The organism is Alkalicoccobacillus plakortidis (assembly GCF_023703085.1).
Taxonomy (GTDB): domain Bacteria; phylum Bacillota; class Bacilli; order Bacillales; family Bacillaceae_D; genus Alkalicoccobacillus; species Alkalicoccobacillus plakortidis.
In genome coordinates this window covers 147750-169387 of record NZ_JAMQJY010000002.1, presented here as the reverse complement: position 1 = coordinate 169387, position 21638 = coordinate 147750, and the positions used below count along the sequence as shown (strand labels likewise).

The following is a 21638-nucleotide window of genomic DNA, read 5'->3' as shown; positions in this document are numbered from 1 at the left end:
ATAGAATGAAAGCGCTATTTTAAAAAGATCAGAAATATAAAAAAATTAGTGATAAACAATTGACTGTTCGGGGGGATCAAGGTAAGATTAACTTTGCTATTTTATTCTTCGTGGCTCTAAATAATTAGAGAGCGATTGATTTGAGGTGGGGGTTAGCATGGATACGTTTAAAAGGCTTTCGAGATTTTACTTGCCGGATAAGAAGATGTTTATCTGGTCATTAATTTCTTTGGCTGTTGTATCAGGATTAACGGTGTTGTATCCGATTATTTTACAGTACACCATTGATACAGCTGTAGTTGGTGGACAATATGGTTTAATACCATATCTGGCTTTAGGATTTATAGGAATTATGATGCTAAAAGGGGGAGCCGTTTATATTCATCAATATTTAGGAGATATGTTTGGAGTAAGAGCTGTGTATCGACTTCGAAATTCTCTGTATGAAAAACTTCAATTCTTACCCTTTCGCTATTATGATAACGCCAAAACTGGAGATTTAATGTCACGATTAACGGCTGATGTTGAAGCCTTCAGATTCTTCTTATCATTTGGCTGTGCGCAGCTTGTCAACCTTGTTTTGCTAATTGGTTTTAGTATGGCGGTTATGTTTTATTACTCGATTCCATTAGCTCTTGCCACAATGACAATGGTTCCGTTACTTGTACTCGTGGTCATTCGGTTTGACAAGCGTGTCCATCCAGCTTTTAGAGGAATCAGAAAATCTCTCGCTCAATTAAATACAAAAGTACAGGAAAATGTTAGTGGGATGCAAACGGTAAAAGCCTTGTCTCAAGAAGATGAGGAAATCGTTCGTTTTTCTGGAAAAAATGAAGATTACCGAAGTAAACATCTTCATGTAGCAAAAATATGGGGAACATACTTTCCTTTGATGGAACTTGTAGGGAATTTGGCAGCGGTTATTCTCTTGGCATTTGGTGGGTATTTAACGATAACAGGTTCGCTTACTCCAGGAGAACTCGTTGCCTTTTTTAGTCTCGTTGCCTACATTACAGGACCAATTATGGGATTAGGATTTATCATTAATACTTTTTCGCAATCAAAAGCTTCAGGCGAGCGTTTACTTGAAGTGCTTGATGAAGAAGAACGACCAGATGGTGTTGCAGATGAACAGACACAACGTCTTGTTGGAGAAGTGAGCTTCCAAAATGTCACGTCTCAATATGATTCTAAAAACAAACCAACTGTCAAAGACATTAGCTTTGAAGCAACTCAAGGAAAAACAATTGGATTGGTTGGAGCAACTGGCTCAGGAAAATCAACATTGATTCAGCTAATGCTTCGTTTTTATGAAAGACAATCAGGAGACATTCTAATTGATGGACGCCCGCTTGAAAACTACACATTAAAAGAATTAAGAAGAAATATAGGTGTGGTCCTTCAGCAAACATTCCTGTTTTCATCAACTATTCGTGATAATTTATCATACGGAAATCCGGATGCAACAATGGAAGAGATTATTGATGCAGCAAAACGGGCTGATGCTCATGAATTTATTGAAGAATTACCAAACGGTTATGAAACAGTGCTAGGAGAACGTGGTCTCGGTTTATCTGGTGGTCAGAAACAGCGAATTGCCATTGCACGAGCCATCATAATGAATCCTAGTATTTTAATTTTGGACGATGCTACTAGTGCTGTCGATATGCAAACGGAAGTGAAAATCCAAAAAGCGTTTAAAGAAGTGATGAAAGGTAGAACAACTTTCATCATTGCTCACAGAATTTCATCCGTGAAGCATGCTGATGAGATTTTAGTATTAGATGATGGTGAAATTACGGAACGTGGAACGCATGAAGAATTATTGCGTCAAAAGCAAGGTATCTACCGCAGAATTTATGATATTCAGAATCAGGACCAGCAACATGTGTTGCAACGGGCGTAAGGGGGTAGGATGATGGAACAGACGACAAAGAAATCGCGATTTCATTATCCAGTAGAGCAGATCATTGAAAAACCGTTTAACTGGTTACAAATGACAAGACTCTTTGGATATATGAAACCTTATGCTAAATCACAACTCCCAAAAACAATTATTGCGATGCTTATCTCCACTCTTGTGCGACTCGCCATTCCAATTTTCATTGGCGTCTACGCACTGGATTATGGGATCTCAAGTAATGATGTATCGTTTATGTTTATGTTAGCTGCTATTGTTTTTGGGATGTATATCTTGTCATACGTGTCAAACTATTATCGTATTCGATGGATGAACGAGCTGGGACAGCATATTATCTATGATATTCGCTCTGATTTATTTAAGCATATTCAGAGGCTGTCTCACCGCTTTTTTGATAAACGATCAGCAGGATCCATTTTAGTTCGTGTCATTAATGATATTAATTCCCTTCAGGATCTGTTTACAAATGGTGTTGTAAATTTATTAATGGATTTAGTGATGCTAGTTGGGATTGTCATTATTTTATTTACATTGAGTCCACAGCTTGCTTTGGCCATACTGATTGTCCTACCAATTATGTTTTTCATTTCTACTAAGCTACGACGCAAAATTCGTCGTGCGTGGCAGGTCGTTCGGATTAGACAATCTAGGCTAAACTCGCATTTAAATGAAAGTATTCAAGGCATTCGTGTAACCCAAGCATATGCTCAAGAAAAAGAAAACATGGAGTTCTTTGATACTGTGAATACAGATAACTATGAGAGCTTGGAAGCAGGCATCACGAATGAACGCGATGTTTAGACCATTTGTAGAAATGGCAAGTGCTCTTGGTGGCGCGATCTTGATCTGGTATGGTGCTCATCTCATTCAAGGAAACGATCCAAATATTACAATTGGTGTATTTGTTTCTTTTGCCTTCTACTTAGGAATGTTCTGGGAGCCAATCTCTAGACTTGGTCAAGTGTATAACCAGCTACTTGTTGGTATGGCATCATCTGAGCGTATTTTTGAATTTCTTGATGAGAAACCATCTGTTCCTGAAAAGCCAGATGCAAAATCGTTGAAAGATGTTAAAGGTGAATTAGTATTCGAAAATGTTGAGTTTGCATACGATTCATCAAGAAAAGCATTAAATGAGATTAATTTAACTTTTGAGGCAGGAAAAACGATTGCCTTAGTTGGACATACTGGCTCAGGTAAATCAACCATTGTTAATCTTATGAGTCGTTTTTATGATCCAACCAAAGGCCGCGTATTACTTGATGGTCATGATTTAAGAGATCTGAAACTAAATGAGTTACGTACAAATGTTAGTTATGTGCTGCAAGATACCTTTATTTTTGCAGGAACCATTATGGAGAATATTCGTTTCGGTAATGTTCGTGCAACAGACGAGCAAGTGATTGAGGCCGCAAAAGCAATTGGTGCCGATACATTTATTTCGAAATTGGAAAAAGGCTATCAGACAGAAGTAGAAGAGCAGGGTAGTGTTCTCTCTGTAGGGGAGAGACAGCTATTATCATTTGCTCGAGCATTGTTAGCTGATCCACGAATTCTCATCCTTGATGAAGCAACAGCCAGCATTGATACCGAAACAGAGTTAATTATTCAAAATGGCTTAAAACGACTTCTTCATAACCGGACAGCGATTATGATTGCTCATCGCTTATCGACTATTCGTGATTCAGATCAAATCATTGTTTTAGAGCACGGGAATGTGATTGAACAAGGGAACCATCAGGAATTAATTAATTCTGAAGGCAAGTATTACGAGTTAGTCAAATCACAATATGCAGCATTAGAGAAATAGGTCAAAACGCGCTTCGGTTGAGGCGCGTTTTTTATATGCAACATTTTTACACTTAGTAACGTATATGTATGATGAATCAAAAGAATTTTGAGATAATGAAGTAACAAGAGCAAAATAGGGTATTCATAAACAGAAGAGAAAGGGGTGTTCTTAGATGTTAGTCATGTTCATTCAGATTGTAGTGACATTAGTGGTGTTTGCAGTCATTATTTTATTCATTAGACATTCGCTACAAAATAAACGAAACCGTTATTTAGAGCAAGAAGTAGAAGAAGTTTCAAAAAAACATGACAAGCTGCTTGCAGAAGTATTGCAGCCATATCATGATTCCTCAGACAAGTTAAAACTTTCTCGTGGGAAAACAAAAGAACGCTATGAAGAATTAAGCGAGGGTTTTTTTAGTATCCTACACAATGCAAAAGAAGCCCAACAAAACCTTGATGGCTTACGTGTAACAAGAGCCTCTTACGGGTCAGTAATAGCGGTGTTACCGCGTGCAAAGTCTCAGTTAGAAGAAGAATTTGAAAAGCTTCATAAATTGAAACAGGAGCTTGAAGACTTTGATCAAGAGGATACGCATATAGCATCACTTGAAAAAGAAGAAACGGCTAACATTGCGAATATAGAAAAGCAGCTACACTCCTTAGCAAATAAAATGGAGTACCCTTTAACAAATTTAGTTCAAAAAACCAAGTACTTAAAACGCGAGCTCGAAGAAATATCTTCACAAATTGAACAACTTGATTCGATGTCGGCTAAAAAAGATCTTGAGCACCTACAAAATGACAGGATTGAACTTGAGGATCGAATAAATAGGCTCCATACGCTACTTAGGGAACAGCGTGACATTGACTCCCAATTTGAATTTAAAGAGAAGTCATCATTACCTGATTCGTACGAACGTTTTACATTAGCTCTCAAGGCTTGGAGAAGTTGATCGAGCAGAGGCATATTTGAAAAAAGTGCGTGAGGAAATGACTCATTCCCTATAAGATAAAAAAAGCTCAGTACCTAGGATTAGAAGGGTACTGAGCTTTTTGTTACTCGGAAGCAGAGGCTTTTTTCTCGGCCATTTTAGCTTTTAATTGTTCAAGTTCACTATCAACTGTACTTTTTGTTGTTAATGCTGCAAGGTCGTCATCCAACGTTTTATTTATACTTCTAAGTTCTTCAGAAGACTCTGCCTCAGCTTCACTTCGCATAACTTTTTCTTCCATACGATCAAAACCGCTTTTAGCACCAGAATCCATTCCAGAAAGTGAACGATTTACTTTAGCTCGTGCTTGTGCGCTCTCATTACGTGCTTTGAGGGAATCTTTTTTCATGGTCATATCACGAAGTTCATCCTTCATTTCACGGAGCTTATCTCGTAGTTCTGATGACAATTTTGTCGCTTCATCATATGAAACCTGTAAGCTGCTTGCATGTGTCTGTTGCTTTGTTTTCTCTTCTAAAACTCTACGAGCAAGGTCCTCATCACCAGACTCTAACGCTACCATCGCTTGCTCTTCACGCTTTGTTACAGCTTGTGTAGACTCATCAAGTTGTTTCTTTAGTAGCTTTTCACTTGCTATTTGCTTAGCCACTGCTGCTTCAACTTCTGAAATATCATTTTTCATATCAACAATAAATTGATCTAGCATTTTACCTGGATCCTCAGCTTTGTTAAGTAGAGAATTTAATTCAGATGAAACAATGGTACGAACTCGAGAAAAGAAACGAAACATGTAAAATCCCTCCTATGGTATGTTCACTATCATTAGTTTATCACAGGCATTTCATTCTGTGATTAGTTGTTATTTGTATATACGAATGAAAGGCTAAAACGTTTCATTTTTTGTGAATAGAATCTAAAGATTGACTTTACTGATAAATCAGATAAAATAAAACCTATTACAATAAGATAATACAGAGAGACATACAGAGGTGTTGAGGGATGAGATATGCATTTTCAAAACGAGTACGGCACTTACAGTCTTCCGCTGTACGAGACATTTTAAAGGTTGTGGGGAACGGTGATGTCATTTCATTTGCAGGAGGACTTCCCGCAGATGATTTATTTCCAGTAGAAGCCATTGAACAGGCATTTTCTAGAGCTTTTGCTTCTGGAACAAAGGCTTTACAGTATATTGAGACTGAAGGCTACAGACCATTAAGGGAGCTTGTAGTGGAGCGAATGAGTCGTAAGGAAATTACTGGATTTACTGCTGATGATGTTTTATTAACGACCGGCTCACAGCAAGCAATTGATTTATTTTCAAGGGTCATGTTTAGCCCAGGAGATATTGTTTTAACAGAAGATCCAACATATCTTGCCGCACTTCAGGTGTTTCAATCATATGAAGCTGACATTGTTGCAGTGGAATCAGATAACGAAGGAATGATTCAGGAGGACTTAGAGGCTAAGCTTCGTACCCTTCGTCCTAAATGTATCTATGTTGTGCCAACCTTTTCTAACCCAAGCTTGGAAAGGTATGGTCTTTAGAACGCCGTAAGATGTTAGTGAGATTAGCTCATAAGTATAACTGTTTAATCCTTGAAGATGATCCTTATGGTGATATTCAATTTAATCCTGATGAAACGTATACACCAATGGCTGCTTTAGATGATGGGTCACGTGTCATGTATACGAGCACCTTTTCTAAAACAGCTGTTCCAGCATTGCGAACGGGTTGGATTGTTGGACCGTTTCAAGTGATCCGAATGATGGCACAGGCTAAGCAAGCAAATGATCTTCATTCAAATTCACTTTCACAGCAAGCGATCTATCAGCTCTGTACGCACTTTGACTTTGATGGACATATTAAAGGAGTAACGGATCTATATCGCCACAGAAGAGATATAATGATGGAATGTCTAAGAGAATCAAACTTACCAAATGTTCATTTTGTTGAACCAAAGGGTGGAATGTTTCTCTGGATTGAGCTAGATGAACGAGTGAATACAACAGCCATGTTGACAGAAGCTGTCAAAAAAGGCGTAGCCTATGTGCCAGGAGCTCCGTTTTATGCCGGGGTCCCAAAAACCAATACAATGCGTCTTAATTTTACACATGCTACGGATGAGGAAATAAAAAGAGGAATGAACTTACTTGCTGAAGTGTTTACACACACTGATGATAGGATTGAAACAGTAATCTAATAAAATGGTCCCGAGCTCATTAAAGCGCGGGACCGTTTTTTTATTTTTTACATGGCTTCTAGCCGTTTAATTCTTTCACCTGGCTGTGGGTGTGTAGAAAAAAGACCAGCAGCTTTTTTCTTTAAAGGGTCTGCAAAATAAAGTGATGCAGAGGTGCTTGAAGCTTCCTTAACAGGTGTGTGTGAATTGGTAATCTTTTTAAGTGCATTAGCTAGTGCATATGGATTTCTTGTCAGTTCTGCTGCCGTTGCATCAGCAAGGAATTCACGATTTCTTGAAATAGCTAGCCGAATTAAAGTGGCAATTAAGGGAGATAACAAAATTAATACGATCGATAAAATTAAAATCAGTCCATTTTGTTTGTTGTCTCTTCTACCTCTTGAGCCATACATCATACTACGTGCCCCAATGTCACTTAAGATGGCAATGGCGGATACAAGTGCAACGGCAATGGTAGCTAGTCGCACATCATAATTACGAACATGAGCAATTTCATGTGCGATGACTCCTTCTAACTCTTCTCTATTTAATTGATCCAAAAGTCCAGTTGTTACAGCGACAGCAGCTTTTTTTGGCGATGTACCAGTTGCAAAGGCATTTGGACTTTCATCACGAATAATAAAGATTCGTGGTTGTGGAATTTGTGCCACCAACGAAAGACTGTCTACTGTATTCCACAAATATGCATGATCATTTGAACTGCGGATTTCTTTTGCATGATTCATTTTCATGACAACATTTGTACTGCTAAGCAGCATGATAAGGGTGTAACCACCGCCAAATAATGTAGCTAATATCATTCCGCTAATGTAGTCGCCAAAGTATAGATAAGTAATGGCAGCTCCAACAGCAAGAACAAAAAAAACAAATCCAGCAACAATGAAAATTGTTTTCCGTTTATTACGACTGATTTGTTGGTATAGATGCATGGATTTACCTCATCTCATATTTAATCAAAATCCACTTTTACTGATTGGCGTTCTTCATTTGTTGCTTCTAGGTATCCATGCTTACGGAAATTATGAACAGATGCAATAAGATTGCTTGGAAAAGACTCGACCTTATTGTTATATTGCATGACTGTTTTGTTATAAAGCTGTTTAGAATAAGCCACTTTATTTTCGGTTGCAACTAGATCCTCATGTAATTTAGAGAAGCTTTCATTTGCTTTTAAATCAGGATAGGCTTCAGTTAGTGAAAAGAATTGTCTTAGTGCACCTGAAAGCTGATTATCTGCCTGCACCTGTTCTTCGCGGGTTAAGTCGGGTGAAGTGATTTGGTTTCGTTTTTCAACGATTTCAGCCAAAGTTGATCGTTCGTGCTTCATGTAGGTTTTTGCCGTGTTAACTAAGTTTGGGATTAGATCATACCGCCTTTTAAGCTGCACATCAATTTGCGACCAAGATTCTTCTTTCCATCCTCTTAATTTAATTAATCCATTATAATTCATAATCCAAAATCCACCGATAATGATGATAATTCCTCCGGCGATTAAAAATCCCATCTCGATCATCCTTTCATCTGCAAGCAATAATACTGTTACGTTTTGTTTGTTCATATGGTTTCATTTATTAATCAGTGTAGCACGAGTATTTAGCTAATATGTACAGAAATTATTCACAAAATAAAATCTAAGTATTACCAATTTATCTGATACATAGTTAATCATCAAATGACCTACACTATGATTAGTTAAGGGGGTGACATACATGGCTAACAACAGTTCAAATCAACTTGTAGTACCTGGTGTACAACAAGCTCTTGATCAAATGAAATACGAAATCGCTTCTGAATTTGGCGTAACTCTTGGACCAGATTCTACAGCTCGCGCTAACGGTTCAGTTGGTGGAGAAATCACTAAACGTTTAGTACAAGCTGCTGAACAACAACTTGGTGGATACCAAAAATAATAATGGATTTAAGGGAATGGCACTACGCCATTCCCTTTCTATTTGTACTTAAAAGAAAATGGCCGCATTTTGGACCGTTTTTAATTAAAAAACTCAAACAACTTACAAATTATATGCCAACTTATTGAATAGCAAACGATACCCATTATGTAACAGTACATTTGGTAGTGTGGATTTAGAGCAGTGAACATAGAACTTCGGTGAGAGAAGAACAGAACCTGTGACATTCCGTAGTTAGACGGAGCTGGTGCAAAGCGTGATGATTAAAAAAACGGACCATTATGTGTGTGAACATAATGGTCCGTTTTATCAGCCTTTAAAATTAGCGAATGCGTTGCTCGTTATCAGCATCAAAGAAGTGACATTTGTTTAAGTCAAGAGCAAGGTCAATCTTTTGACCTGATGTGATATCAGTTCGAGAATCAACCCTAGCTACTAATTCTTGACCATTTACACTTGAGTAAAGTACCGTTTCAGCACCAGTTAACTCAGCAACATCAATGATAGCATTTAACTTTGTATCTGGAGAAGATTGTAGGAATAATAGCTCATCGTGAACATCTTCAGGACGAACACCAAGAATAATTTCTTTATCTGCATAGCCTTTTTCACGTAATGTTTTTAACTTGCCTTCAGGAACTTTAAGGGATACATCACCAACAATGAAGTTATCTCCATTAAGACGACCAGAAAGGAAGTTCATAGAAGGTGACCCGATAAATCCACCAACAAACACGTTTTCTGGATTATCGTATACTTCTTTTGGTGAACCAACTTGTTGGATAAAGCCGTCTTTCATAATAACGATCCTCGTGGCCATCGTCATGGCTTCTGTCTGATCATGTGTTACGTAGATTGTTGTTGTTTGTAGACGTTTGTGAAGCTTTGTAATTTCAGCTCTCATTTGTACACGGAGCTTAGCATCTAAGTTAGAGAGCGGCTCATCCATTAAGAATACTTGTGGATCACGGACAATTGCACGTCCTAATGCAACACGCTGACGCTGACCACCAGACATCGCTTTTGGTTTACGGTCAAGCATTTCTGTTAAACCAAGAATTTGAGCAGCATTTTTAACTCGTTTATCAATTTCATCTTTTTTAAATTTACGTAGTTTTAGACCAAAAGCCATGTTATCGTATACGTTCATATGTGGATATAGGGCGTAGTTCTGGAATACCATTGCAATATCACGATCTTTAGGGGCTACATCATTCATTCGTTTATCTCCAATAACAAGATCACCTTTAGAGATATCCTCTAGACCAGCAATCATTCGAAGAGTTGTTGACTTCCCACAACCTGAGGGACCAACAAAAACGATGAATTCTTTATCCTCAATTGATAAGTTGAAATCTGATACGGCTGTAACATCACCATCGTAAATTTTATAGATACTATCTAAACTAATCTCTGCCATGTGTAACCCCTCCAAAATTTAAGTATAAATGAATTGTAAGCCTTTTCATTAGGTTGGACTATGGGGAAGGTGCACAAAGATCACTTGAATTTCTAGGCAAGTTGCACAGAAAGGGTCAGTGATCTTGTAATAGCAGAACAAAATGCATAAAGGACGCGTGTTGGAACTGTTTGATATCAATGCCTGTGCGCTCAATAAATTTGTCGATACGATATTGTAGGCTATTTCGATGCATATGTAGACTTTTAGCTGCAGAAGATAGGTTTAAATGATGATGAAGATAAGCAGAAATACTTTTAATCATATCTGGATCAGCTAATACAGCATCCGTTAAAATTTGCGAACGGATATATGTACGTTCTGACTCTGGAATGAATTGCGTGAGGTAATAAGGTACAGCCTCATGTTCCTTAAAGATATGCTGAGCATTTACATATGGAAGTGCCGCCTTAAAACAAGCCTGTTCCCAATTAAAAGTTGAACGAGCATGATCAATCAAACAAGTAGAGCCAATGAGTAATGTGAGGTCTACATAAAAGTCAGAGGCAATGGCCTGTACAAAATTTGAAAATCCATTCACTTCATCGTCTCCATGGTCAATCACAACACCGTGTAAAGAGTCTATCCATATAATAGTATGTAGTCCAGCAAGCTTGTTTTGCCAGGCTTCATAAAAATCGCTGTATGTATCAATTGTTTCAGCTAATGAGAAATGAATGAACCTTACCGCTTCATCTGTTGGTGGGGCAACCTTTTCTGATTGATCTTGAAAAAGCCAGTCTTTCCACCGCTTTTCAGACACCGTTTCAGGCTCAGGAAATGGCTTCCATATTGGTAAGAGCAGCATGAGTAATTGCTGCTCTCGTTTTGTTAAATGCTCTCTATAGAACCCAATTGGTTTTGATTGTTCATCCTGCAACCACAGTACATCTAATCGATGATAATTAGCCGGATCTGTTGTAACGGCTTGTCCAAATTGCCGCTTTAATGATTGTGTAATCATAGCTTAAGCACTCCTCGCCACTGTAGAATATATCCAGTATATCGTTTACAGATACATCCGAAAAGCACTATTCATGTTTTGCAGGAGGTTCTTCTTCTTCAAGTTCTCGCGCTTCTTCTATGTTGCCTGCATGATGACCGGCAATTTTACCACCGCCTAAACCTTCATTGATCATTCGATCGACGTCCATAAAATACTTATCTTTTCCTTGATCAGATTCTTTTTGTTGCTTAGACTTTTCCATGAGTCGTCTCCTTTCTTATCACAGTGTAACTAGTATTCCTGATCTATTTTTGGGTTATTCTAAAAGGCTTAGCATCAAGTGTTTTCCTATAGAAGGAAAATCGATTATACTAGGTAGGTCGAACTTTTCTAAGCAATTGAAGGAGTGTAAACAGTGGATCCATGGATGTTTATTAGTTTTATGGTGGTTGTTGGGGCTGCACTTGGTGGCCTAACAAACGCATTAGCGATTCGTATGTTATTTAAACCACATCGAGCCTATTATCTTGGTGATTGGAAGGTACCTTTTACACCAGGGCTTATTCCAAAACGTCATAAAGAAATTTCTGTTCAGCTTGGTCAAATGGTAGGGACCTACCTTTTAACAGCAGAAGGACTTCAAAAACAAATCAAACATTCTTCATTTAAAACAGGTGTGACTGACTGGTTGGAGGAAGAAGCAAGTAAAATCATTCATAGTGAACAGACTTTAGTCGAGTATGTAGAGAAGACTATTGGTGTTCCTAACATGAAAGAATCCACGTATGAACGTACGGATAAAATGATTAACGCTTGGAATCAATCGGTTTTTAATGAATAATCAAGATAAAAAAATAGAAAATATTTTGCCGAATGCACTGGTGATAAGAATTGAATCCTATATACCTCAGCTTTCTCAAGCAGTGTTAAACAAGACAACTGATTACTTTGAGAGCAGTGAAGGAAAAGAGAAGCTAAGTGGCATGATTGAGGAGTTCCTTGATCATAAGGGGCGCTTAGGAAGTATGATCCAAATGTTTATGGGGAATGAACGCTTAGTAGATAAGGTTCAGCCAGAAATTTTACGTTTTTTACAAAATGAGCGGACAAACCAATTGTTAAGTGAATTGCTTGTTAAGGAATGGGCAAAAGCTAAGGAGATGCCTCTTCATGAAGTAAATCATTTTATTAATCAAGGAAAAGTCAGCCATTTTTTAAGTCAGCTGGTCAAAGACAAGACACCTGTGTTAAGGTCGTTGGATGCGCCTTTAAATAGTTGGGTTCCTGATTATGAGGAACGAATTCTCAGCTCATGGATTCCAAGTGGGGTGAATGTACTTATTGAAGTAGCAGCCACTCAAGTTGGGGCTTTCCTTAAAGCCTTTCAAATCGAAAAAATTATTAGCGACCAGGTTCAATCCTTTTCAACTAAACATTTAGAAGACCTAGTCATGTCTGTTGCTTCAAAAGAGCTTAAGCTCATTACCTATTTAGGTGCATTAATTGGTGGCATAGTAGGATTATTTCAAGGATTGTTTGTCCTACTCATCAATGGATTATAAGATTTTAGTAAGGAATACGGGACTTTCCGTGAATTCTATACGAGAACATGTTATAGTCGTGTAGACAATTAAGAGGGGGAATTAAACATGGCACAACTTCAAGACAAAGCGCAAGAATTGAAACTAGCATTAGCAGAAAGTGATGAGTTTAAATCACTTCAATCACTTCACTCACAAATTGAGGAAGACGAAATTGCTAAAAAAATGTTGGACAACTTCCGTCAATTGCAATTGGAGCTTCAACAGAAACAAATGCAAGGTGTTCAGATCTCTGAAGAAGAAGCACAACAAGCACAACAACAGTTTGAACTTGTTCAACAACACGATCTTATCTCTAAACTAATGGAAGCTGAGCAACAACTTAGCGTAATTATTGGAGATATTAACAAAATCATCACAGAGCCACTAGAAGAAATCTATGGCTCACCAGAACAATAAGAACAAGAATGTAGAGAATCCTTCTGAGTAATCACTCAGAGGGATTTTTTTCATGCGCGAATTCTTGAGAAACTTCTAAATCAAGTTCTGACTAGTGAAGGACATACATATGCTTAAATCAGAACCGACGAGCCTCCTGAGTGACTTCTAAGGAGAATACAACAAGAGGGGAAGAAGCGTGGATGACTTACAAATTTATAGCGGTAAATATTGATGGCGCGTTGCTCCGATCCAATTCAAAATTGAGCAAATCAACACGTCAATCCATGGAGTACTTAACCAAAAAAGGAGTAGAAATAGCTCTGGTTACCTCAAGGCCCTACTTATCAGCCCAAAAAATCGCAAAAAGTCTGAAGCTAGAGGGGTATTTGATTGCACATGATGGAGCCTACGTCAGTGAAGTGAAGAAAAAGAAGCTGATGTCACGGGAACTACCAGAGCAAACCGTTATGGAAATGATGGAGGCACTAGAACGATATCAATGCCGCATCCATTTAATGTATGAAACACACGCCGTTACAAGTAAAGAAAAGCAAAAAAATCACCTTATCGCTAAGATGACTCTTGGCGCAACTGATCAACTTTATTATCCGTTAACCTATGTAGATTCGTTATACAATTATGCAATGGAAGAAGGGCAAGGCCCACTAACCATGCAAATCCAATTTGAGTCATCCATTCAGCGAAAACAAGCACTTGATTTGCTGAACGAAAAAACAGAAGATGTGAGAATCAAGCGAATAGGCAAGGACCGCCTATCCGTAGTATCAGCGGAAGTATCAAAAGCAAAAGCACTTCAGTGGCTGTGTCATCGAAAAGGAATAAGTAACGATGAACTAATCACCATCGGAGCGTTTGAGGAAGATATAGAAATGATGCAAATGGCCGGACTCGGAGTAGCGATGGGAAATGCGCCAAAGCCTTTAAAAGACAAAGCCGATTGGATCACACGCTCTGTTGATGAAGATGGCGTCTCCTATATGATTCACGAAGTATTTAGAAAACAACTACGCATCAATCTCGACAGACACAGTCTCAAATAAGAGGCTGTGTTTTTTCACGATCACAAGTTTAGTGCACCAATTGGGCATGGGTGAATACACTAAGAAAAAAGGAGGCGATCACTTTGGATCAACAAGCCGCGTATAATCAGCAGATGAAAGAAATGTGTGAACAACACATTAATCAAGCTGTTAAAATGCAAGCCAACGGAGTAGATTATGAAGGTGTAGTCGAGACAGTTGATGAGCATCATGTGTATGTGATGGTTCCTGTAGATGAACAGGGCCAATTTATGAGTATGCATGAAGTCATCGCATCAATGAACCAACCAGAAGAACAAACGATGACGTCTGGACAGGAACGCTACGGCTACCCATACCAGCCTTACTATCCAGGATATTACCCCTACTATCCACGCCCGCGTCCATACGGTTGGAGACGACTCATCTTCCCACTAGCCGCATTAACTGCATTTGCTCTGTTGTAAGAGAAAACCAGCCTGGATTGAGGCTGGTTTTTTTGTTTGGGTGGGGTGGTGAGGTGGGAATGAGGGAGCAGAGTCGAGGATGAGAGTGTGGAATCGAGGATGAGAGGCGAGATATCAGTAAAGAGGAGCAGATATCGGTAAAGAGAGCGGGATATCGGTAAAGAGAGCGGGATAACGGTAAAGAGGAGCAGATAACGGTAAAGAGGAGCAGATATCGGTAAAGAGGAGCAGATATCGGTAAAGAGGAGCAGATATCGGTAAAGAGGAGCAGATATCGGTAAAGAGGAGCAGATATCGGTAAAGAGGAGCAGATATCAGCAAAGAGAGCGAGATATCGGTAAAGAGAGCGAGATATCAGTAAAGAGTAGCAGATATCAGCAAAGATAGCAGGATATCAGCAAAGAGAGCTTACATAACCATCACTATTCAATGCTAAATCTCAAAAGGTAGTGGAATGTGATAGATACGACCTTTGTTATTTCCGGTAGTAGTTAAGTTTAAATTTTTCAAAAGATATTTAGCCATTGTTGTAGTGGGAAGTTTGAGGAATTCACGTGCTTGATGATTTTTGATCCTAGGCTTGGAAAAGCACGGCATAATCTTGGAGGGTTGGTATGTGAGCATTTTGAGAAGAAAAATAGCAGTTTTGACATGTCCACTTCCGAATGCGACTTGGCCGAATCATTGTAAGTTTGTTGCAGTGCGTACAGTGTACTCCGTTCTGTATATTTTTTGAACTAAGGCCATACTTCTTCAATAAATCCGGCACAAAAGTCTTATTTGCGCCCATCAACAATGAACTAATGTGCTCCATTTGTGTTCGCGTTAGATATTCGCGTTTTGCCTTTTGCTTATAACTTTCCAGTTGAACAGGGATTGCTTCTGCGTGTATAACTTTTGCATGTGAGGTACGAAAAATGGTAAGCGGGGAGCTATACACGACGTAAGCACTTACTGGGAGTGACGGCAGCCCATTTCGAATGAGAAATGAGTCTAGTTGTGCTTGTTGGCGTGAAGCTTGAATAAGTGGATTGGGGATACGTTCTTCCTTATCGTTAAGAATGCGTAGCACCTGATGAGATTGCTCATTAAATTGAATGACGCCATGAAAATTTTTAACTTCAAGAATGATGATTCCATACTTACTTAATAACAGCGAGTCGATTTGAAAAAATCCGCTTGGCTCAGCTGGTAGCCTCAAATCGTGCAAAATCATAAAACCATCGAGTTGATTGAGATAATAATGAATGGAGCACTCTCCTCTGTACCCGATCTGCCATTTGTGTAGGTCTGTATTCATCACATCGGTTACAGAACTACTTCGGCGGATAAGAGCTTCCAATCCTAACAGTTGGATTGGTGCATAACGTTTCTTTACAATCAAATCAATGCCCCCTTTTCTCAATCATTCTACATATTTTTAAGGAATTCCTTCACAAATAGCATGTTTCATGTAAATGTTGTGAATAAATACGTAAAAAATGTACTAAACTCGCGATAGAGGGTCGAATGGGTTAAAATAGGTAGATATAGCTATTATTTTTTTATCTCAGAGTGTTTTTTGAAAAAGGAGGACATAAAAATGGAACAATATTTAGTTTATCTCGTAGAAGATGAAGATAATTTATCTGCGGTACTTAAAGCATACTTAGAAAAAGAAAATTGGAATGTAAAGGTATTTAATGATGGAAATGATGCGCTTGAAGCGATTGAGGACAAGCCTCATTTATGGATATTAGATATTATGCTACCTGGTACGGATGGATATCAGTTGTTAAAGGCGATTAAAGAAACTGAGGATCGTCCTGTGATCTTTATCTCTGCACGTGATCAGGATTTAGATCGTGTACTTGGTCTTGAGATGGGTAGTGATGATTATTTATCTAAACCATTTCTCCCGCAGGAATTGATTATTCGTGCGAAAAAGATTCTTAATCGGATTTATGGCACCTCGACGCAAGAGCAGAAGAAAATTGAACTTAATCAATATTTAATTGATCCAATTGGTCGAACAGTGACGGATACGTTAGCTGCAGGTGAGGAAATTGTTGATTTGACAACAAAAGAAATGGACTTGATCCTTCTTTTGACTGGTGATATTGGAAAAGCCTTTTCTCGGGAAAAAATCATTGAGTTTGTCTGGGGCGAAAATTACTTTGGTTCAGAGCGAGCTGTTGATGATGTCGTCAGGAGAGTTCGTAAAAAGATGAACCGTATACATCTTGAGACACTTTATGGTTATGGGTACAGGATCCTCTCCTCATGATAAAGGTTAATCTGACACAGCGGATCTGGCTTGCCTTTATTTCACTTATCCTGCTGGTTGGGCTTTCTATTACGATTGTCTATCCTCTGTCTATAAAGGGGACATTAACAGAAGAAACGTACCGAATGATTGAACAAATACAATCTCAGAACATCATCAATCCGTCAGAATTTAATCCACAGCAAATCAGTATGAGTTTATTGATGCACAAAATCAATCTAGAGCTGTGAGTCATTTTGTTTACCCTGAAGAAATAAGTTTGCAATATGGTTCACCACCACCAAGTGAAATCTACGCTGAGATGGTCACAAATGCTATTAATCAGGAATCTCAGCGTGGAAGATATGAAATTCAGTTTGGTGATGCAACGATTTTTTATGTGATCAGTCAGGTAACGAATACGGAGCTGAATAAATCTGGTTATTTGATTTCGTATATGTTTGATGAATATCGAAATTCTATGGTAGACAGACTTTGGGAGAGATTACTTTACTTACTGATGTTGACCAGTGTATTGGCATTGTTACCGGCTATCTGGCTAAAATATTATTTACAGCAGCCGTTGACGATTTTGGGTAATCATTTGGATCAAATTGCTAATCGAGATTGGCAAGAGCCTCTTCAGTTAGAAGGCGATGAGGACTTTGAACGGTTGTCCACCCAATTTGAGCGGATGAGGTTGAATTTAAACAGCTATGATCGGGCGCAAAAAACGTTTATTCAGCATACTTCTCATGAGCTTAAGACTCCCATTATGGTGATCAAAAGTTATGCCCAGTCCGTGAAGGATGGCATTATGCCTAAAGAGAGTCTGGAACAAACAATGGAAGTAATTACTGAAGAAGCAAATCGTATGGAGCGTCGAGTCATTGAAATGCTTTATTTCACCAAACTCGAGCAGATGAAAAAGAATCAATTAAATCGCAGTACGTTTGTATTCGGTAGTTTAGCCTATCAGATTGAAGAGCGTTTTCGTTATCAGCGTGAAGACGTGACGATTCATGTTGTTTCACCAGAGGTTGAGATTAATGGCGATCTCGATCAACTTGAAGTATTACTTGAGAATTTAGTTGAGAATGCTTTACGCTATGCTGACGATGCGATTTGGATTTCTGCAGAAGCAACATCTCAAGGTGTTCAAATTCGAGTTGAGAATAATGGTGATCCGATTGAGGATGACGAGATCAATGAGTTATTTAAGCCATTTTATAAAGGGAATAAAGGGAAATTTGGCCTTGGGCTTGCGATTGTAAAACAAATTGCAGAGCTGCATCATGGCTCACCTAAAGTAGAAAATACGGAGCATGGTGTTCTCTTTACTGTTACATTGCCTAAGCAGGATGATTTGCTTATTGAGGAACAGACGAATAAACCTCGGAAAAGAGATCGAAAGAAAGATAAAAAATCGGATTTATAAAAGGACCAAGGCTTTACAGCTTTGGCCTTTTTTCTCGTTTTTCTTTATATCCAATGCAGGTTGGTATGGTATACTGAGCTTGATGACTAGTTAAAGAGGTGACAAGATGAGCAAAGGAATTCGTAATTATCAGGTCGGTGAAAAGGTAGATAGTTATTTTCTAATAAAATCTTCAACAAAAAGTATTGCAAGTAACAGTAAACCTTTTTTAACGTTAATTTTAAGTGATAAGACCGGTGATATTGAGACAAAGCTCTGGGGTGCATCTCCTGAGGATGAAGCATCCTTTGCCAGTAGGGCCTTAATACATGTGCAGGGAGATCTGATTGATTATCGCGGACGCAATCAGTTAAAGATATCTAGTATACGCCCAGTATCGGCTTTGGATAACGTGAAAATGAATGATTTTGTCCGGTCGGCTCCTATATCAGCGGAAGATATGCTGGAGGAGATTACACAATATATTTTTGAAATGAAAAATCCTAATATACAGCGTATAACCAGGCACCTACTAAAAAAGCATCAACAGGAGTTTTTAGAATCACCTGCTGCTACGCGTAATCATCATGAATTCGTTTCAGGGCTAGCATTTCATGTCGTATCGATGCTGAGGTTAGCTAAGAGTTTATCAGAGCTCTATCCTAGTCTTGATACCGATTTATTATATTCGGGTGTCATTTTGCATGATTTAGGAAAGGTACGAGAGCTTTCTGGTCCTATTGATACAAGTTATACGATTGAAGGAAAGTTAATGGGCCACATCTCAATAGTTTCTAATGAAATTGATGCAGCTGCTAGAGAACTAAAAATTGAGGGTGAAGAAGTAACCGTGCTACAGCATCTGGTTCTAAGCCATCATGGAAAAGGCGAGTGGGGTAGTCCTAAGGTTCCGGTTATCCGAGAGGCTGAGGTATTGCACTTGATTGATAACGTAGATGCGAAGATTAATATGATGGATCGAGCATTGGATCGTGTTCTGCCTGGTGCGTTCTCTGAACGTGTGATGCCACTTGAAAATCGCAGCTTCTACAAGCCAACATTTCAAGATCCTCCAAGCTGAATAAAATCGTTTGTTCTAATGATCTAACTCCCCACATAGAATACACCAAGTAGACAAGCGGGGGAGAAAGATTATGACTGATCAGTTGAAACAAAAGTTGGCCGTGGCTTTTCTAGCTATTTTAGTGATTGTGTTTATTACGACTCAAACGAATCTTCTATCTGTTGTTGCCCAGGACCCATGGTGGGTGTATCTAGTGATGCTAGGAGTTTTAATTAGCGGCTATCTTAGTATTAAGTATCTTCTTGAAGATCGACGCCAGGAACAGGCGTGGATTGAACAGGAAGGTCATGTATTTATGGAAAGATTAGAAGAAGCTAGACTAAAAAAAGAAAGCAAGTCATAAAAAAAAGGATGCCGCAGCATCCTTTTTTTTATTTATCCTTGAGCCTCTTCGTCCTCTTCATCAGCTGAATCATCTTCAGTCTGTTCAAATGGAGCAAGTAGGTCTTCATATCTTGAATCTTCAATGTTAATGTCAGCTGCTCTCACTAAATCAGAGAACACTTCAGTTGGTGATTTAGATTTTTGTTGAATTAGGATTTCTTCAATTTCATCGGCATAATCCTCATACGAATCGTGACGATCTAACACTTGGATAATGTGGAAGCCATGAGAAGACTCTACAGGATCGCTAATTTCATCAATATCAAGCGAAAACGCAACCTCTTCAAATGCAGGATCCATTTGTCCCTCAGGGAAGAATCCTAATTCACCACCGTTTGCAGCAGAACCAGGATCTGTAGAGTTTTCTTCAGCAAGCTCTGCGAAGTCTGCTCCGTCATCTAATTGAGCTTTAAGGTCATCAGCCGTCTCTTGGTCCTCAACTAGAATATGGCGAGCGTGAACTTCTGTAGGGAAAGAATCTTTTTGCTCTTCATAAAAAGCTTCTTTTTCCTCTTCCGTCACTTCTACACCTTCAGAAGCTAGCTGTTGAATAACAAGCTGTGGTTTAATAAATTCCTCAATAAGCTCATCCTTTGATTCCAAATCGACTTGTCCTTGGGATTGTTCTGTTAATGCATTTAACAAATCTTCATCAGATTCAGCACCAAGATTATTTTTTAATTCATCTACTTCTTGATCAATATCTTCATCCGTAATATCAAGTTCTGATTCTTTATCCTTTAATAGCTGAAGCTGGATTAAAGAAAGTAGGCTTTGATCTCCTACTTGTTCTTTTAATGACTCCACAAATTCAGCTTCTGTAATGTCTGTTCCATTAATCGTTACAACCGCATCCTCTGGGGCTGCTTCATTATTACAAGCCGAAAAAACTGCAATACTAGCTAATCCTGCAATTGCTACAATCATTTTTTTCATTGTGTACACTCCTCAAAAGTTGTTATCACGTAAAATATGGCCAGCCTGTCCAATTAGCATTAGCCATCAACACAACCACTACTATACCATATTAAAGATATGAATAGAAAGTAATTCCAATAAAAGTACATTGGGCAAATAAGGCTAACGCCCAGTACGAAATGATTTACTCTGCATAGTATAAATCTATAAAGCGCATGAAGTCACGTACTCGTGTTGCTTTTTAAAGAATAAAGGAGGCGTTTTCTATGAGTTCTGGACTCAACAATGGATTTGCTTTAATCGTGGTGCTGTTTATTTTATTAGTAATCATCGGAGCTTCTTGGGTGTACTAAGAAATAGAGCCTGGGAGAGAGATATACAGACGGACGATCCTACATTTAGGATCGTTCTTCGTTTTGGTTTACGTTACAAATGAGAGATATGAGGAATCTGCAGTCTAATCGCTACGGGAAGACGGCAGCTTAAACCGACTACGCCTTTTCATTTCAACCTTGCCCGTAAGTCCCATAGGAGTTGGCCTCCTCATCCCGTCTGTTTTGTGGGAGCGTCTTAAACCGCCCTGCAGGTGCGGGTGTGGAGTAAATGTCCGGAGCGGAGCATTGCTCCATTATTTTTAATAAACAAAAAAACCGAACCATCATAATTAACGGTTCGGTTTTTATGATAGCTAAGACATTTCTGTCCGAGCTTCTTTTAAGTGAAAAACAGTTTTACATATGTAGATGTCAAAAGAATCGTTAGACATATATTTGTAACGCGAAATACCTTCGCCTGTTTTTCGGTCGGAACTTCTCTTCTTGCGCAGAATGCATCTGCCATCGAGTTAATGATGTAAAGAATAAAGACCGCAAACATAATAAGAGGGAAGAGCATAATACTGCCTCCTGTTGATC

22 protein-coding genes and 2 pseudogenes are annotated in these 21638 nt (G+C 38.7%); 16 read left to right on the top strand and 8 right to left on the bottom strand.

All coding sequences use genetic code 11. The features are described from left to right. Positions 1-157 precede the first annotated feature (157 nt). From NDM98_RS15295 to NDM98_RS15285, 3 genes and pseudogenes are all read left to right on the top strand, one after another. Positions 158-1906: an ABC transporter ATP-binding protein gene (locus NDM98_RS15295; protein ID WP_251609628.1), complete on the top strand. Its 1749-nt coding sequence runs from the start codon at positions 158-160 to the stop codon at positions 1904-1906. A 12-nt stretch (positions 1907-1918) separates the two neighbouring features. Then, a pseudogene (locus tag NDM98_RS15290) lies at positions 1919-3731 on the top strand (ABC transporter ATP-binding protein). A gap of 154 nt (positions 3732-3885) precedes the next feature. Beyond that, positions 3886-4668, top strand: coding sequence for a hypothetical protein (locus NDM98_RS15285; protein ID WP_251609622.1), 783 nt, complete (start codon positions 3886-3888; stop codon positions 4666-4668). A 103-nt stretch (positions 4669-4771) separates the two neighbouring features. On the opposite strand, the gene NDM98_RS15280 is transcribed toward NDM98_RS15285, so the two are convergent. After that, complete coding sequence (locus tag NDM98_RS15280) at positions 4772-5458, bottom strand: PspA/IM30 family protein (protein WP_251609620.1); 687 nt, start codon at positions 5456-5458, stop codon at positions 4772-4774. 209 nt (positions 5459-5667) lie between these two features. Here NDM98_RS15280 and NDM98_RS24700 point away from each other — a divergent pair. Further along, positions 5668-6872: pseudogene (locus NDM98_RS24700) on the top strand (aminotransferase-like domain-containing protein). Positions 6873-6919: 47 nt separating this feature from the next. Here the strand turns inward: NDM98_RS24700 and htpX are convergent. Then, positions 6920-7801: a zinc metalloprotease HtpX gene (htpX, locus tag NDM98_RS15270; RefSeq protein ID WP_251609618.1), complete on the bottom strand. Its 882-nt coding sequence runs from the start codon at positions 7799-7801 to the stop codon at positions 6920-6922. 20 nt (positions 7802-7821) lie between these two features. After that, on the bottom strand, positions 7822-8376 hold the full coding sequence (locus NDM98_RS15265; protein WP_251610392.1) for a LemA family protein: 555 nt from the start codon (positions 8374-8376) through the stop codon (positions 7822-7824). A 205-nt stretch (positions 8377-8581) separates the two neighbouring features. Between NDM98_RS15265 and NDM98_RS15260 the strand changes: the two genes are divergently transcribed. Beyond that, the gene (locus NDM98_RS15260) at positions 8582-8782 is read left to right on the top strand and encodes an alpha/beta-type small acid-soluble spore protein (protein WP_143849666.1); all 201 of its coding nucleotides are present in this window, start codon (positions 8582-8584) and stop codon (positions 8780-8782) included. 322 nt (positions 8783-9104) lie between these two features. On the opposite strand, the gene NDM98_RS15255 is transcribed toward NDM98_RS15260, so the two are convergent. The 3 genes from NDM98_RS15255 to NDM98_RS15245 form a co-directional block, all read right to left on the bottom strand. Next, complete coding sequence (locus NDM98_RS15255; protein ID WP_251609616.1) at positions 9105-10202, bottom strand: oligosaccharide ABC transporter ATP-binding protein MsmX; 1098 nt, start codon at positions 10200-10202, stop codon at positions 9105-9107. A 115-nt stretch (positions 10203-10317) separates the two neighbouring features. Further along, positions 10318-11205 (bottom strand): helix-turn-helix domain-containing protein, encoded by an 888-nt coding sequence (locus NDM98_RS15250; protein WP_251609613.1) that lies wholly within the window; start codon positions 11203-11205, stop codon positions 10318-10320. Between the two features lie 67 nt (positions 11206-11272). Next, on the bottom strand, positions 11273-11449 hold the full coding sequence (locus NDM98_RS15245; protein WP_251609611.1) for a hypothetical protein: 177 nt from the start codon (positions 11447-11449) through the stop codon (positions 11273-11275). A 153-nt stretch (positions 11450-11602) separates the two neighbouring features. Between NDM98_RS15245 and NDM98_RS15240 the strand changes: the two genes are divergently transcribed. From NDM98_RS15240 to NDM98_RS15220, 5 genes are all read left to right on the top strand, one after another. Beyond that, positions 11603-12028, top strand: coding sequence for a DUF445 domain-containing protein (locus NDM98_RS15240; protein WP_251609609.1), 426 nt, complete (start codon positions 11603-11605; stop codon positions 12026-12028). Further along, a complete protein-coding gene (locus tag NDM98_RS15235; protein WP_251609606.1) occupies positions 12021-12749 on the top strand; it encodes a DUF445 family protein in 729 nt (242 codons plus the stop codon). The genes NDM98_RS15240 and NDM98_RS15235 overlap by 8 nt, the downstream gene beginning before the upstream one ends. A gap of 87 nt (positions 12750-12836) precedes the next feature. Next, on the top strand, positions 12837-13187 hold the full coding sequence (locus NDM98_RS15230) for a YlbF family regulator (RefSeq protein ID WP_251609603.1): 351 nt from the start codon (positions 12837-12839) through the stop codon (positions 13185-13187). Positions 13188-13369: 182 nt separating this feature from the next. Continuing rightward, positions 13370-14230: an HAD family hydrolase gene (locus tag NDM98_RS15225; RefSeq protein WP_251609596.1), complete on the top strand. Its 861-nt coding sequence runs from the start codon at positions 13370-13372 to the stop codon at positions 14228-14230. An 83-nt stretch (positions 14231-14313) separates the two neighbouring features. After that, positions 14314-14676, top strand: coding sequence for a hypothetical protein (locus tag NDM98_RS15220; RefSeq protein ID WP_251609594.1), 363 nt, complete (start codon positions 14314-14316; stop codon positions 14674-14676). Positions 14677-15250: 574 nt separating this feature from the next. Here the strand turns inward: NDM98_RS15220 and NDM98_RS15215 are convergent. Beyond that, positions 15251-16060: a nuclease-related domain-containing protein gene (locus NDM98_RS15215; RefSeq protein ID WP_251609592.1), complete on the bottom strand. Its 810-nt coding sequence runs from the start codon at positions 16058-16060 to the stop codon at positions 15251-15253. A 198-nt stretch (positions 16061-16258) separates the two neighbouring features. Here NDM98_RS15215 and NDM98_RS15210 point away from each other — a divergent pair, with 198 nt between their 5' ends. The 5 genes from NDM98_RS15210 to NDM98_RS15195 all read left to right on the top strand — a co-directional run bounded on the left by NDM98_RS15210 (position 16259) and on the right by NDM98_RS15195 (position 19765). Next, the gene (locus NDM98_RS15210; RefSeq protein ID WP_251609589.1) at positions 16259-16942 is read left to right on the top strand and encodes a response regulator transcription factor; all 684 of its coding nucleotides are present in this window, start codon (positions 16259-16261) and stop codon (positions 16940-16942) included. Next, positions 16939-17172, top strand: coding sequence for a hypothetical protein (locus tag NDM98_RS24180; RefSeq protein WP_307728851.1), 234 nt, complete (start codon positions 16939-16941; stop codon positions 17170-17172). The genes NDM98_RS15210 and NDM98_RS24180 overlap by 4 nt, the downstream gene beginning before the upstream one ends. Next, the gene (locus NDM98_RS15205; protein WP_308807755.1) at positions 17169-18359 is read left to right on the top strand and encodes a sensor histidine kinase; all 1191 of its coding nucleotides are present in this window, start codon (positions 17169-17171) and stop codon (positions 18357-18359) included. The genes NDM98_RS24180 and NDM98_RS15205 overlap by 4 nt, the downstream gene beginning before the upstream one ends. A 106-nt stretch (positions 18360-18465) precedes the next feature. Further along, entirely contained in the window at positions 18466-19419 is a 954-nt protein-coding gene (yhaM, locus tag NDM98_RS15200) for a 3'-5' exoribonuclease YhaM (protein ID WP_251609587.1), read from the top strand. Positions 19420-19492: 73 nt separating this feature from the next. Then, a complete protein-coding gene (locus tag NDM98_RS15195) occupies positions 19493-19765 on the top strand; it encodes a sporulation YhaL family protein (protein ID WP_251609586.1) in 273 nt (90 codons plus the stop codon). Positions 19766-19797: 32 nt separating this feature from the next. Here NDM98_RS15195 and NDM98_RS15190 read toward each other — a convergent pair whose 3' ends face one another. Next, positions 19798-20742 (bottom strand): peptidylprolyl isomerase, encoded by a 945-nt coding sequence (locus tag NDM98_RS15190; RefSeq protein WP_251609584.1) that lies wholly within the window; start codon positions 20740-20742, stop codon positions 19798-19800. A 248-nt stretch (positions 20743-20990) separates the two neighbouring features. On the opposite strand from NDM98_RS15190, the gene NDM98_RS15185 reads away from it, so the two are divergent. Then, entirely contained in the window at positions 20991-21077 is an 87-nt protein-coding gene (locus NDM98_RS15185) for a YjcZ family sporulation protein (protein WP_251610391.1), read from the top strand. The last annotated feature ends 561 nt before the right edge of the window (positions 21078-21638 follow it).